The organism is Enterococcus sp. CWB-B31 (assembly GCF_020567645.1).
GTDB lineage: Bacteria > Bacillota > Bacilli > Lactobacillales > Enterococcaceae > Enterococcus_L.
The window spans coordinates 1-14,051 of the sequence record NZ_JAJDJW010000027.1 but is presented as its reverse complement, the minus strand read 5'-3'; the positions used below and the strand labels follow the sequence as shown (position 1 = coordinate 14,051).

The following is a 14,051-nucleotide window of genomic DNA, read 5'->3' as shown; positions in this document are numbered from 1 at the left end:
CTCCTTAGACAAACATAGTCTCAGCTTTGCTTCCACTTGTTTCTTTTACTGTATCAAATGTTGCTTTGATTTCTGGAAACAGGCAATGAACACTGATTTTTTGAACATCTTTATAAGGATCAAGCATAAGGCACTGACCTTTTTTCATACCCGAAAGCCACTCACGATTCTGTTCAATGACATCTACTCCAACATGTTTCAATATTTTATCTTCTTCCTTGGGTTCGTTGAAAGCAAAAATGGTTCCAAAATTTCCATGGTCGTCTTCACTTGTCACATCAGTTACTGATTGAGTGGAATAGATCAGCATGTTGTTTTGACTCCTTCCAACTCTCTTGATTGAATTCAGTATTTTTTTGCCTACTGATGAAGTATTAAAAATCCAAGCTTCTTCGAATACTTCGAAGGTCTCCTGTTCATCATTCATCGAACCAAACTTTTCGCAAAATTTTCCCAATGGAATCATTAAAGCCAGACTTTTCCTTTCACTTTGCGAGTAATAATCTGGATTATCATTTTCTTTTGGAATAGATAAACCCAAGACTCCAATAATCGTAATTCGTTTTTCGAAGCTTAAGCCAGCACTTTTCCCATCACTAAATCCCAAACGTAATACACTGCCTTTTATTTTTTCATCCAGAAGATTGCCGATCTCGCTGACTTCTTTTTCCTTATGCATTTTTAGACGGTCAATCACATGAAGCATCCCTACATCTTCTCCTTCTGTCCGCCGCTCAACAATTTCTCTAATTGCTTTGGAAACTTCTGATTGTCCTAAACGTGTATCTTCGATATTAATAATTTGATGAATCATTGCTTCTGCCGTATCTTTCGCATCTGCTCCTTTTAGAAAAGTAATCGGGTCAAGAACACCCCAATTATCAGAGTTTTCAGGATCAAATGTAACCAAATGGAATTTTGACACTAAATCATAGTAATAAGGATATTTTTGTTTATTAGCAGCATTCGAAAGAAACTTTTGATACTGCTTGATCTTTTCTGTCTTTGGATCAACGAACAGACCTTTAACATCCAACATCGAAATAAATGTAAATAAGAGACTTACAAGAAATGTTTTCCCCATCCCTGTTTCTCCTGTCACAGCTATATGCGGACTGGCTGTTCCCATCTCCTCATTCCATTTATTGGCAGTGAATGGATTTGAGAGTATGATATTCCGACTAGAGTATATTGCGCTCCTCAAACTTTTGGCACTGGATAAATGCGGGTCTACCCGACCGATGTACCATCCGCTCCTAAAACCGACTCGCTGGTTGACAGCTAAAAGATTTTCGCAGAACCCCTCCACACTGGTTGTCTGTATCCATTTGGTATCAGTAGCTTCAAGCCCCACACCTAAAAGATTTTTGTAGTAAAGATAAACTTGTTGAAATTGTGCTTTGGAAAGTTCAATCCCCCGTGCTTTAAATACCGAAACAACAGCATTAATTCTTTGTCGGCACTCTTTTTCATTCCTTGCATATATTGCAATACAGCCCAACCAGTTTACAATTTCTTTGTCGGCATCTACCTGCCTCTTTAAATCTTCTACAACCACCCTGCTTTTAGCAACTTCATCACTTTCGTTATTGCCTATTGATCTACTTTCTTTTACAACATTTTTCAGACGAAGTGCAGAACGCTTTGCCTTTCCTTCTACTCCAAAACTGCCTTTCAACTCCTGAAATTTCACTTTATACCTTAGCTCCACTGGAAAAGGGACTGTCTGCAGCACTTCAGCTACATGCATCCGACTTATATTTAAAGGTGTATCAGAGATCGGAAGAAACGCGACTGTACTTTCGCCTTCGATGCTTCTTAAAGAGAGCATACCTGCCCGGGAACTCGGATCAATAATGCTGTCAGTCATGTTTTCCAAAGTGATATGTTCTGACTGTTGTTCAAAAGTATGCGGCATGTTGCGAATAAAATTTAAGCGGTTTAGATAATACATTTCGCTTTTGCTTAAAGACATACCTTGAAACAGCGACATTTTTCTTAACATTAATTCCTGTAATTCTCTGCAGGAATCAAAATCACTATCTGAAATATCCATTTGGTAGTTTAATTTGTCCATTACTGTTTTTCGAATTCGTTCATACGAATACCTAATTCCGTCTTTAACTGAACCAGTTTCAAGTTGTGATTTTAAAGGGACACCGATTATCCAGTCGTATGTATAAATCATTCCCATCTCATTTTGAAGAATCTCAATTGTATTTTTGGCATAATAGTTTGCTGTAGCAAAACAGTCCTCACTAAAAGATTTCTCCAGCTCTTTAAAACGATCTTCCAGTGTCATATCACGTGGAATCATAAAAATATCGACTTCGCCGCAATCCTTGAGTTCACTAATTAAATGCTGGAACTTCTTTTTTAATTCTTTCTTTTTATTTTCTGCCGTCGGAGGTATACTTATCGAACGCAGCCGATAATACGCCCATATTTCATTGTCGCACGTATACATCATATTATTTTTTATATACCTTAATGGAAAATTCAGCTTCAATCACTCACACTCCTTAGTAACCAGGTTCAGAATCCTGATTTGATGAAACCACTCTAGATTTTTTCAAAGACAATTAACTCTTTTAGTTCTTTTACAGCTTCATTTTGATTAATGACTTTCTTTCCCAACTTAAAATCAATAAAATAAAATAGAGCATCTATCATGTAAACAGAAATTTTTAACCCATCAGGTTCAATTTTTCCCCAAAGAAAAACTGCACCAACAGGAATAAGTATATACGCAGCAAAGCTCAGCCCCTTGATTAAACTGAAAAGCCACATAACCGGACGAAAAACTGTTAATAATAAAAGAAGGGTTACGCCAAAAACCATAATTTTTGTTAATTCAACCGGGTTCTCTAAAGTAAATCCGCGCCACAGCTTTTGAATCATAAAGGGAACTGTCAAAGCTTTTTTATAGTTATACAATTCTTTTGTTTTCATCGGTCAGCCTCCGAATATCTTCTTAAACAGCTCACCAATCCCATTGAAAATTGCTGCCGGGTCATTAGCCATAAAAAAGATAAACGCAGCTACTACAATAACACCAACCAGAGGACCAATCTGTTGTTTAGCTGCCAAAATAATACACAATATTAACGCAACCAAACCAACACCTATCTGAACTTCTGCTGTAAAATAATTACTTAATCCTGAAAGACTGGGTAATGCTCCCAGCAAATAACTGACTCCTGTTTGCTGAATTTGTACAAATGTTACTCGCATGAATTAGAAACCTCCTAGATTATGTGTCAGCTCTTTGATTTTCAACTGTCCATTTTCTTTAATCAGCTGCATTGAGAAATTTTCTTTATGTGCGAATCCTGATTTTTCTTCAGTAAAATTTGCTTTGGAATACACAGTAAAATGGGTTCCCTGATCAAATGCTTCCATCATCTCAAAATCTTTCAGCTGAAAGTTCCCACCTAGAGATTCTGCTTCGTCCATCAAATAGGACAACTCTTCTCTTGAACCGCCTGCATACTTTGCATAGAAAATAGCAAGAAACTGTTTGATTTCTTCTATTTGTTCATCGTTAACTGCTGTATCATGCAGTTCATTTCTAACTAGCTCATTCGTTTCAATTTTTCTCTGCTCCAAGTCCTTAAAATAAGGATAGGAAATAATTGAAAACAGGCCGTCTTCTCCAATAAAATCAATCGCAAGATAAACCGTTTGTTCTTCCCAGCTATATTCGAGATATGTCTCCCACTCATTTTCATTTTGTCCGGATACTTGTCTCACTTGCTCTTTGGGTATTTCCAATGAATAAGTTACTTTGTAACATGCAGTGGAAAAAGTATCCTGTTTCTTAACTTCGCTTAATTCGCTGGAAACCAGAACCCTCTTTACTGAGGAAACCTCCTGATTAAAAGAAACTCCCTCAATGCAAAAGTTTTTTAATTGTTCAGCCCGTTCGACCATAGCTGAACTATCATTTGAGAGGGGAATATACTGATCAATGAAGCTTTGCATAAATCGGTTCATTTCAAAAGGATATCCGTCAGTATTCATCGCCATTGATTGTAAATCCAACTGTTCAGTCATTCTATTTTGTGTTGCTGAAACTTTTTCAACCTTTGCTCCTATTCCAAAGGTTCTCATTAAAGCAAATAATCCGCTGCATAAAATCACCACTATAATTGATATAAAAATACGATCAACTTTCTTTGCTTCCACTTTTCTGATGGAGGGTCTTTTTATTTTTTTATTTTTGGAGAACAGTCTAGGCTTCTCAGAACTTTTTTTATGATTTTCCCACACTCTTTTTTCTGTATAATCAGCCGCTAATTCTTTCAGCAGTTCAGCAGGAATCCCTTCAGTTTCAAGCATAAAATCTGAAGAAGCATCACTTGTTGTTCTTTCCAGTTTTTTTTCTTCATTCGCATCTGCTGCCTGCTGATTCTCTAAAATTTTTCTTCTCAGAAAATCTATTTGCTCGATCTTTTTACGATTAATATAGTGCTCTCCTGCTTCATCTACAATTAACAGCTCATGGTCATTGACATAGAAGCGATCTTTCAAAATATATTCCTTCGTTAAGCTATTATTGTACGAATAAAAATCATATTCACTACTTTCACCATTCTCCAAAAAAATAGAAATTCTATACCAGTAAGTTCTGTCTCCCTTTTCTGTAAACAGCTCTTCTGTCCAATCATTTATAGCAACGGAGAAATCTGCCGGTTCTTCTGTAGTACTCTCCATATTCTCCCTTTGTTGCAGCCTATATATTGTTTCCTCTTTTCTTTTAAAAAAGAAAACAGTACTTATATATAAGACCAGCAGGAAAATAAGGCCACCTGCCAACAGCCATTGTGTATCTACGATCATTTCCCCACATTCCTCCCACAAATAAAAAACTGTCTCATGCTATCTGTTTAACTAGAGAGATAGAAACATCTGATTTTTTTAGATTTGTCTTAACCAAACGCTCAATATAAAGGCTGTCTATCATTTCTTTCACACTCTCTCATTTTTCATATTTTTCTTCTTATACCACAAGAACAGACTTCCTAAAATCAGACATATTCCAATAGCACTGATATTTCTTGCTGCATCTCCTGTATCCGGGAAACTTCCTTGTGGTTTAATTTCATTTTTGGGTGGTGACAATGTAACAATATTAGATGGAATCATTTCTTCATTGAGCATCAGACTCATCTGATTTTTAAACAGCTTTCCTTCATGCTCTGGGCTCTGTTGATATACCGTGTCAAGTATCCATGACAATGCCGTCCTTTGGAGTTCATCTGCATACTTTTGATTGACGGACAAAACTACTGTCTGCCCCTTCACTTCAACTGAAGTCTTTTCTGTCACATCCTTTCCTAATTCATCATAGATTTTTGAGTCCTTGTAAGAAAATCCTTCCGGCAGTTCATCTGTGATTTTAATTGAGGTATCTGTCTGGTTATCTCCCAAATAAATCTGACCCTTAAACGTCACCTGCTCTCCATTTGTTAATAAATCATAGTGATTAATTTCAGTTCCATTTTTATTGATAATGGATTTAAAAATGGCATTCTCTTTAATTATGAAATTCTTAATTGGTGTCATTTCTGATTCTTCGGTAACCGCTTCAACTGAACTCTCTGCTTCATCCAATAAATAGCTTTTCTTACTGCCATTAATAATCAAACCATTTTCAAATAATTCAACTTCATGAACAGCATCATTTGTTTCAGGAGTATACACAAAATGATATTTATTCTGATTCAACTGATAACCTGTCTTAGTTGAAATTTCTTTTACATAATAGCGTTGACCGGACACTAACTTTTCCAAACAACTCCCTGAACCATTGTGGATCTCAATTTTGGAAATTAATGTATCTGCTTCAATTTTATTGTCTTTGTCTATTTCAAATGCTTCTGTGTGGTACAAGCCAAATACAGCGCCTTCTGCCGGAGTAAAGCTGCCTTCTTTCTGTTCAAAAACTTTATTTACTGTCAGCTTCACTTCCTGCAGTTTATTCTCCTGCTTACCAGCTGCAGTCATTTTCTGATTATTGCTTACTGCTTTCAACATAACAATGACTGGTTCTGAAGAGAGCTGGATACCGAAGGGAGCTTCAATTTCTGTAAATGCATACTCACCAGCGTATAGATTCTCAATGCTTGCTTTACCTTCTTGATTCGTTGTAATTAACCCATAGTCATGACCTCGTTTTTCAACTATTTCTCCATTTGGCAAAAGAATATCTTTATTTGCAGTTACCTGATAAACAACATCTTTTTGCGGCTGTTTTGTCCAAATCAAATGATTGGAATTTTCCAATTCAGCTTCAACAGGCAATCCTCCTGAAGACTTAAGACTAGCCGGATTTGTTTCCACACCCGAAAGCTGATCGGCACTCTTATAGATAGTAATACTTCCTTTTTGAAGTTTCGTTTGGTTCACTACTTTATTTGTGGACTGGTTCTGATTGTTAATAGTTGCAACTCCGTTGTTTACAATTTCTTCTGATTCCCCAAGCTCTTCAATAACTTTAGTAGTAATTTGAAGTGTGTAGACTTCATTTTTCATTGACATCCCGCTTAAAAAATCTGCATTTCCGTTAAAAAGAACAGTATGCGTATTTTTATCATAGGTAACGTCTTTTGCTTCAATTTCTTTATTATTCTTCAATACCTTGGCAGATTGAAAGGATACCTGAGGCGGAAGCTGGTCGCTGATTGAAAAGTGCTCATACTTTGAAAAAATATCCTGATATAATTCATTCACCTGCTGATCAATTTCATAAATCAAAGTATCTCCCGGAGCAGTTTCTTTCCCATTAATGTTCGTTCCTTCTTTATTAACAACACGTTTAACAGGCTTTTTAATCTGCAGTTTTGTTTCAGGGACTTGCGTAACAGTTTCATTCGTTTCCTTCTTTACTCCATCTATAGAAATTTCGGCGACATTTGTCAGCTGAGCTGTTCCATTTACAAAAGTTAGTTCTGCTTCCGGTAAAATAACCGCTTTAATCACCGTTGTATAATAATGATTATAAAATTCAGATTTTAGCAATACAGCTTTTTTTGCTGAGTAAGTCAATTTATTTTCTTCAATGGTGAAATCAAACAAATCACTGCAATTTTTTCCGGTTTCATCAAACACTTCCGCACTGTTAATTTTAAAAACAGTATCCAATATATCTTTAAATTCATAACTTTTATAATAGAATTCCTCATATTCATCAGGAACCTGATGAGTAATCGTATATGTCTGTTCTTCTTTACGATTGACCAGTGTATTTTGATCTACCAGCTGTTCATCTGAATCACTATTTTTCTTAATCGGCTGCAGTGTTTCCGTTCTCAAAGGCTTTTTAGCTATGTATCCGAAATAAGCTCCCTGATATCCCGGATCTCCTGCATAGTCTTTTTCAAAGTTCAGATTCTCATAATCCCAGCCAATCAATGCTTTATCCACACACCATTTAAATCTTAGAGCACTTTGATTACTGTATAAAAAAGTAAAGGTCGCAAATAAATCACTGTTTTCAGAGCTGTTTCCTGTAACATCAAAAAACTTATATTCCTCGGCTAAATTCATATAGTTTATCCAGTTATCCGCATCTGCAACATAAATCTTTTCAATCGCAGCTGATGTTTCTTTGGAAAATTGAACTCCCTGACCACCATCAATATCATTAATCGTCATAAATCCTGAAACCTTTACCGGTTTGTCCGTATTATGCTCTACAAATGTCCATTCCTGATCAACAAAATCATATCCTTGAGCAAAATGGCTGATATCCTGTTTTGAATAAGAAATATATCCCTGGTAGCGAGAAAACTGCTGCCAATCTTTAATAGTAATTTTTAAATCCAGTTCCTTTCCATTGAAGCTTCCTACATTTGAATAAACAACCCCGCTTGTTCCCTTATTTGTTTCCAGTGGTCTTAGCGAAAAATAAGACTCATCTTCAGTATCAGTCCAAGCAAATTTGGTTGTTGTCCAGCCTTCACCGAATGTTTTAACTTTTGTCACTCCTTGATTATATTTCGCAATAAAACTGTATTTACTGGTCACTGTTTCTCCAGCTTTTGGAATGGACACATTTGGGGCATCAAAAATGGAAGCTGCTACTGCAGACTTTACTCCGGTTAACAAACACAGCAGTATAAGTAAACTCCCTATAAACATATGAAACACTCTGCTTTTCATCACTTTTTCTACTCCTCTTCCTTCTGAAATTTAACGATACAATATTAACCAATCCTTACCTTTCCTGTTCATTACTGGCTTAACTCATTTTTTTGAATAATCTTTAAAGCGACTGGAGGCAATCTCCTTTACTTTTGGTAAACTGCCGTCTCTTAATTAAGATACTCAAATCAGAGATATTTTTATTTTAAATCACAAAACTTTTTCTATTTTTATCAGAAATATGATTCAGCTGTACAACAAAAAAACCCTTTCCATTCGAAAAGAGCTTAATTAAGTGGTTTAAATAAATTAATTGCTAATGTTGTCAGCATGATCTATTTGTTTAGCCTCAAATGACGCCAAACATACCTGCAATGATCAGAAGCAAACCTAAAAAAGCTTTGATTAACAACTTTTCTTTAGACACAAAATAAGAAACACCCATGTTTCAGAAGAAAGAGAAGAAATGATTACCCATATTCTAGCGCAAGCCAGAGCGCATCGAGAAGCAAGAACAGTGGTATTTCATTTGTATCGATTCATTCGAGGAATGGCACGACTGTTGGCAGATGATCATTGCATCCTCCGCTACTTTACTAGTCGAAGAAAGTCTTCTAATGTAAAACAGTTAGAACTCTTTCCGTGAATGAAGCAACCGAATAGAAAAAAGTCCGTTTTAGAAGGGGCTTGTTTTCCCATGCTTAAGAATAAATTTTTTCATTCGATTGCTTCTTAGAAGGGGGAGTAACTTTTAATAACAACTTTTCTCTTTATTCCTTTCATATTTGGGTAAATTCAAACTAACGCATTATTGAACTATTAATGACATTATGATAGTATTTATTTATATAATAGCTTGAATTTTCTGAAAATAAAAAAATAGGAGGAAAAAGGAGTAATAATTAATATATTTAAGCTATCCTAAAAAAATAAAATGGAGAGGTATTCTATTAATGTGTATTAAGAAAAAATTGGCAACAATTATGATTATCATTTCAGGGATTTTTGTTTCCACTTTTATTTTTGAAAACAGGGCTTATGCTGCCAACAATGAGACCGAACTAGAGGTACAATCACCATCAATAGATGATGATGTTAGAGCGTACGCTTCAAATACTCTTCAATTCTCTTTGCAATCTTATGTTCAAGTTACAGAAAACAGGTTGATAAAATCAGGGGAATACAAATTATCTGAGCCGTTTTCCTTGGTAAGCGTTGATAATGAAGAGACTACTTCTATTTACCCTGTAATCGGTTCCAATGATATTGAATATACTTTCTTTGTTAATTATACAGAGGATGGACAATTTTCAAGTAAGCTAACTAAACTTTTAGTTAATGAACTAAATGATTTAATGCAAAACACAGAAAACTGCACCTTTACATTTTTCGAATAATCTGGAAGTATTTATTCTGAAACCTCAGGAATAGTAGATATGATCTATGAAAATCCAGATCCACAATCCGAATCTCTACCTGCTGAAAAAGTAGAACAAGAAATTCTTGATGTAAAAGACGAGACAGTTTTAGAAACTATTAAACTAGATGAAAATCTTACGCCAATCAATCCTACAGTAAGTCGAACTAGTAGAAGTGTTACTAACAACAGTGCCTTAACAATGATTGATTGGTCAATCACTCAAACACAAGGTAGCGAGCCTCTATGTGCTGCTTATGCAGTAGCAATGATTCTTAACAACAAAAATGATAAGCGACCAACCGCCGTTTCTGACATAACAGCATGGGCGACTAATTCAAAAATTGATTATAGTAGAGGTTTTACTGAAGCCCAAATGATTCAATATGCAAATTCCAGAGGTGTATATCCTTATTTTGTAAACGGTATTCTTTCTAGACAAGATATTAACACTCAAATTTTAAGAAGCAATGCCATATATGCTAGATGGTACAGAGATGTTGGTGATGGAACACGCGGTTACCATGCTATTGATATAATTGGTATAATCAGACAACCTATAATGTTTGACTCAGGTGAAAATGTTGGCTATTTAGTATGGAATCCTTGGTATAATTACACTGAAATGGTAGATGCAAATAATCCTAACAGCATAAGTTATTCAGTACCTGGAAGAACTTATAAATGGTTTCAAACCGTGACTAATTGGTAGAAAAAATGAAGAAAAAAAAAATCATTATTCCAATATTTCTAGTTGTATTCGCACTAGCTTTGTTAATAGTTTTTTCTGTTTATTCTGGTAACAATTCGAATAAATTGAGTACATTGGATGGAAAATGGGCTTCTACAGAAGACAACAACATCATAGTGATAAGCTCTTCTAACTCTGATCTTACTGCTACTATCGGTGATAATGAGATTCAAGCCCCGTTTAAAGAAATTTTAAACGAAGAATATATCTTCAATGTAGATGATTTACGTATTTCCATTTATCAAGTTGATACATCAACAATTTCTTTTTCATTATCAACTACTAAAGATGGTTATACAGGAGATTCTAAACCTAGTTTTTACACTAAAGTAAACTAATAGCAGCACCATCACTAGTAACCTAACTTAAATAGTCGTTAACATTAAAAAAAGTGAGTAACCGTAAAGGCTGCTCACTTTTTTTTGAAAGTGCACATTCAATTTCTAGAAATTATAAACAAAAATTCAAAGGAATGTGAATATGATACTAAAAAAATAAGCTGATTATACTATTAATTAGTAGTCAAAAAATATAGTTATTACAAGTTCGATTTTCTTTCAGACCTTCGTTTTTAAGAATCTACATCTCCCCTAATATTCTTGCCAATACTGTTAAGCAACTATGCGTTGACACACTGTAAACAGAACGGTGCTTTCCTTTATATCCCTTCTTTTGTACTGTTAAATTATAAAGAACGAGGAGTGATAATAATGAAAAAAGTGTTAATTTTAGGAGTTTCAGTATTTTTTTGCATTGTTGGTAACAGCTCAGTTACTCATGCTGGAAAAGAGCACGAATCAGTTACCTATTCGCTATACAACACACAAAAGCAGATTTCCAGCATTGTCACGGAAAAAGGAGAAACGCTAATTATTACTATAGAAAAAGAGCCCACTCTTTTTCGAGCGTTGGGAAATGGTACGTATACCGTTTCAACAGCAAGGAAGGGCTCCTGGAAAGCCAGTTATCAGGTGATTGTAAAAAATAACTCAATTACTTCAACAAAAAACGCAAGCGCTACTGCTATCTCCGGTTCATTTACTCGTAAATCTTTGCGAATTGACCATTCAAAACAAGCAACCTACTATTTAAAAAGAAAGGTAGGAACATCTACAACAAATATCAAATTTCGCGCAACAATCAATAGCTCTAACTTGAATGTTTCGGTTCTCACTTAGGACTCCGGCATATAATTTACTTCAATTTTTTGATCCCACAAAAGATAGTCACCAATCATAATAAATGTGAAATATAAATTAATCAGAAAGCAGCATACACTTACAACATTAATTAGTCTGTAAAATGTGTTGCTTTTTTTATTTCGTTTCATAATAATTGGCGCAAGTAATAATCCTAATGGCGCTGCTACAGACAAACCGATGACAGCAATTAACAAAAGTAATCCTTCATCTTTTTCTCCTCTTCCTGGATCATGCATCCAGTCCAATTTTCTACGATATTCTTCTATCGTTTCATTATTTTCTTCAATTTTTTGTTTCAATACTTCATTTTCCTGAAGCAGTTCATCTATTGAAACTTCGTAAATTTGGCTGAGTAAAATTAAATTATCAATATCTGGGTAACCTTTTCCAGTCTCCCATTTAGAAACAGATTGGCGAGAAACATTTAATTGAGCTGCAACTGTCGCTTGTGAAAGGCCTTTATTTTCTCTATGTAAACGTAATCTTTCGGCTAAAGCCATTTGTATTCTCCTCTCAACTATTATACTTCATCATACGATATCTTAAATTGAAAAACCACCAGTTGGTAGTTTACATTGTGACAACTTATGGTTGCTCAGATAGTCGCAACCACCAGTTGTCACGATGTAAACTAATAGCTTCTTACCAAAATAACTTCTTTATGTGATTCTAATGACATATTAAAAAGAAAGAAGGGTTTATTTATGAAAATGAGAATAGTAAAATTATTTATTTCGTTAACAATGGTGGTAGGCATTTGTATTTCTCCCTATACAATTTCGTTATCTTTTAACCATGCTGAATTGATCAAAACAGAAGCGAATGCTGCGGCAAAATATCCTACTGGTTGGACTGCAAATAATAGAGATAGTTATACTAAAAGTAAAAAAATGAAAAAAGCTGTTAAAACTGCTATGGTTGCGGCATTCGCCTCTATTATTACAGGAGGCGGTTCCACTGCGAAAGATATTGCAAAATGGACAATTACAGCCGTACTTGGTCAATTTTATGTAAATACGGATACTGAAGATATCTTGATTGAAGTAAAATACTCTTTTAGAGAATTAGGACCCAGTCGCGTAGATAAAAATACAGGATTGCGACTCGGAAATTATGAAAATAAGAAAGTTGTAACTACTTACAGAGTTAAAGGAAAGAGTAAATCTAAGTTAGGTTCAAAGACTTATACTATGAAAACAACCCAAGTCTATGCATTTTAAAGCAAATATAGTAAAATTAACTATACTTTAAATTTTTATCGTCGGGAGTTGATTAATTATTATGCAGAAAAAAGGAATACGTTATTTATTATATTTTATTATTATATTAGCAGGAGTTTATATATTTGTTGAAAATGGAGCTATTATAAAATCATTTATAATAGCTGTAACAGCGACGATTTTAGGTGCTCTACTAGATTTATTATTTTCTAAAAATAATAATACTGAGTAAATAACGCTGTAAACATTTCTGTATAAGTTATTTTCCTTTAAAGAAAGTCGATTAATTGCTTTTTTTAAAAATATCACAGGAAAATCAAGTATCTAGGGGTACCTGCCGGAATTTGATATTTTTGTACGGTAGGGAAACATTGTGAATTTTCCATATATAGTTCTCTACTTTTTTATTTTATCCTTCCCTAAAACCTCGTTTTCGAGAAGTAGCATTTTGATTATACAAGTCAAGTCTCCAGGATTGTACTGATCTTGGAGACTCCCTACTTAAATCCAACTTTTATCGTCGTTCGACATAAAAAACTCCTTTCGATTTGATAACGGTTGATAGCCTTTATCTAGTATATTGAAAGGAGTTTTATCGCTAAAGCTACTTCTTCCACGCGCACTACACGTGTTTTTTTGTTCCAATCACTTTAGTGATTGAAACCGACTAAAGTCATTAACAAAAAAGCTAGCAAAAATTTTCATCTTCACTAGCTCACATTTTCTATTTTACTTCTTCATATCCATATCCTTGCATCAATTTTATAACTGAATCTAACGAATAAGTATCATCGTAAGTATTCTCATACTCTTTTATATCAGCCAAATTTACTTTTTTCTCTTCATCAAGAATTAAATCCGTATATCCATAAATTGATGTGAATGTTCTATTTAACTTGTCACCAGAACTATTATACTCTTTTACAGTATATACCCCGACTAAAGTACCATCAGTTGAACTTGTAGTATACCACGAACTATCCGAATCCGTTTCATTATCAAACTGTCTATACATTGTTTTTTCTAACTTAACTTCATACTTATATATCCAACCTTCCTTATATTTTCGATTTATCCCTTCTGCGATAAATTGAGATATGTCATCATAATTAGATATATCTTTTGCATTAATTGCGACTTCCTCTAGTCCGCTAGCTTTAAATTTCACTTTACCAGAACCCGAAAGAATGTGGCTCTATAATTTATTGGACTGATAGAAAAAAATCTATCGGTCCTATTTTCTCATTAAAAAACAAGGAAGACACACAACATTTCCGCTAGAATAGAATCACCACAAAACCAACTAGAAAGGA

Annotated in this window: 13 protein-coding genes; 6 read left to right on the top strand and 7 right to left on the bottom strand. The window is 34.5% G+C overall.

Annotated features, from left to right (window positions below):
* Positions 1-4 precede the first annotated feature (4 nt).
* From LI954_RS15605 to LI954_RS15585, 5 genes are all read right to left on the bottom strand, one after another.
* Entirely contained in the window at positions 5-2,509 is a 2,505-nt protein-coding gene (locus LI954_RS15605; protein WP_229444941.1) for an ATP-binding protein, read from the bottom strand.
* A gap of 53 nt (positions 2,510-2,562) precedes the next feature.
* Positions 2,563-2,952, bottom strand: a complete 390-nt coding sequence (locus tag LI954_RS15600; RefSeq protein ID WP_229444940.1) for a TcpE family conjugal transfer membrane protein — start codon at positions 2,950-2,952, stop codon at positions 2,563-2,565.
* A gap of 3 nt (positions 2,953-2,955) precedes the next feature.
* Entirely contained in the window at positions 2,956-3,234 is a 279-nt protein-coding gene (locus LI954_RS15595; protein ID WP_202066828.1) for a TcpD family membrane protein, read from the bottom strand.
* A 3-nt stretch (positions 3,235-3,237) separates the two neighbouring features.
* Positions 3,238-4,842, bottom strand: coding sequence for a conjugal transfer protein (locus LI954_RS15590; RefSeq protein WP_229444939.1), 1,605 nt, complete (start codon positions 4,840-4,842; stop codon positions 3,238-3,240).
* A 129-nt stretch (positions 4,843-4,971) separates the two neighbouring features.
* A complete protein-coding gene (locus tag LI954_RS15585; RefSeq protein ID WP_229444948.1) occupies positions 4,972-8,166 on the bottom strand; it encodes an isopeptide-forming domain-containing fimbrial protein in 3,195 nt (1,064 codons plus the stop codon).
* Between the two features lie 935 nt (positions 8,167-9,101).
* Between LI954_RS15585 and LI954_RS15580 the strand changes: the two genes are divergently transcribed.
* From LI954_RS15580 to LI954_RS15565, 4 genes are all read left to right on the top strand, one after another.
* Positions 9,102-9,545, top strand: a complete 444-nt coding sequence (locus LI954_RS15580) for a hypothetical protein (protein WP_229444938.1) — start codon at positions 9,102-9,104, stop codon at positions 9,543-9,545.
* A 39-nt stretch (positions 9,546-9,584) separates the two neighbouring features.
* On the top strand, positions 9,585-10,277 hold the full coding sequence (locus LI954_RS15575) for a C47 family peptidase (RefSeq protein ID WP_229444937.1): 693 nt from the start codon (positions 9,585-9,587) through the stop codon (positions 10,275-10,277).
* 5 nt (positions 10,278-10,282) lie between these two features.
* Positions 10,283-10,654, top strand: a complete 372-nt coding sequence (locus LI954_RS15570) for a hypothetical protein (RefSeq protein WP_229441533.1) — start codon at positions 10,283-10,285, stop codon at positions 10,652-10,654.
* Between the two features lie 372 nt (positions 10,655-11,026).
* Positions 11,027-11,494 carry a DUF5626 family protein gene (locus LI954_RS15565; protein ID WP_229444936.1) on the top strand — a complete coding sequence of 156 codons (468 nt, stop codon included), beginning with the start codon at positions 11,027-11,029 and terminating at the stop codon, positions 11,492-11,494.
* Here LI954_RS15565 and LI954_RS15560 read toward each other — a convergent pair.
* A complete protein-coding gene (locus LI954_RS15560; protein WP_202066822.1) occupies positions 11,491-12,018 on the bottom strand; it encodes a helix-turn-helix domain-containing protein in 528 nt (175 codons plus the stop codon). The genes LI954_RS15565 and LI954_RS15560 overlap by 4 nt on opposite strands.
* A 204-nt stretch (positions 12,019-12,222) precedes the next feature.
* On the opposite strand from LI954_RS15560, the gene LI954_RS15555 reads away from it, so the two are divergent.
* Together LI954_RS15555 and LI954_RS15550 are read left to right on the top strand one after the other, a co-directional pair.
* Complete coding sequence (locus LI954_RS15555; protein ID WP_202066821.1) at positions 12,223-12,738, top strand: hypothetical protein; 516 nt, start codon at positions 12,223-12,225, stop codon at positions 12,736-12,738.
* 61 nt (positions 12,739-12,799) lie between these two features.
* A complete protein-coding gene (locus LI954_RS15550) occupies positions 12,800-12,970 on the top strand; it encodes a hypothetical protein (protein ID WP_229444935.1) in 171 nt (56 codons plus the stop codon).
* 492 nt (positions 12,971-13,462) lie between these two features.
* Here the strand turns inward: LI954_RS15550 and LI954_RS15545 are convergent, their stop codons facing one another.
* On the bottom strand, positions 13,463-13,906 hold the full coding sequence (locus LI954_RS15545) for a hypothetical protein (protein ID WP_229444934.1): 444 nt from the start codon (positions 13,904-13,906) through the stop codon (positions 13,463-13,465).
* Positions 13,907-14,051: the final 145 nt, after the last annotated feature.

What these genes read in the sequence shown, in the direction of transcription:
- LI954_RS15595 (WP_202066828.1), bottom strand. Translation starts at nt 3,234, where the DNA reads ATGCGAGTAACATTTGTACAAATTCAGCAAACAGGAGTCAGTTATTTG.
- LI954_RS15560 (WP_202066822.1), bottom strand. Translation starts at nt 12,018, where the DNA reads ATGGCTTTAGCCGAAAGATTACGTTTACATAGAGAAAATAAAGGCCTT.
- LI954_RS15600 (WP_229444940.1), bottom strand. Translation starts at nt 2,952, where the DNA reads ATGAAAACAAAAGAATTGTATAACTATAAAAAAGCTTTGACAGTTCCC.
- LI954_RS15575 (WP_229444937.1), top strand. Translation starts at nt 9,585, where the DNA reads ATGATCTATGAAAATCCAGATCCACAATCCGAATCTCTACCTGCTGAA.
- LI954_RS15585 (WP_229444948.1), bottom strand. Translation starts at nt 8,166, where the DNA reads ATGAAAAGCAGAGTGTTTCATATGTTTATAGGGAGTTTACTTATACTG.
- LI954_RS15550 (WP_229444935.1), top strand. Translation starts at nt 12,800, where the DNA reads ATGCAGAAAAAAGGAATACGTTATTTATTATATTTTATTATTATATTA.
- LI954_RS15555 (WP_202066821.1), top strand. Translation starts at nt 12,223, where the DNA reads ATGAAAATGAGAATAGTAAAATTATTTATTTCGTTAACAATGGTGGTA.
- LI954_RS15565 (WP_229444936.1), top strand. Translation starts at nt 11,027, where the DNA reads ATGAAAAAAGTGTTAATTTTAGGAGTTTCAGTATTTTTTTGCATTGTT.
- LI954_RS15590 (WP_229444939.1), bottom strand. Translation starts at nt 4,842, where the DNA reads ATGATCGTAGATACACAATGGCTGTTGGCAGGTGGCCTTATTTTCCTG.
- LI954_RS15570 (WP_229441533.1), top strand. Translation starts at nt 10,283, where the DNA reads ATGAAGAAAAAAAAAATCATTATTCCAATATTTCTAGTTGTATTCGCA.
- LI954_RS15580 (WP_229444938.1), top strand. Translation starts at nt 9,102, where the DNA reads ATGTGTATTAAGAAAAAATTGGCAACAATTATGATTATCATTTCAGGG.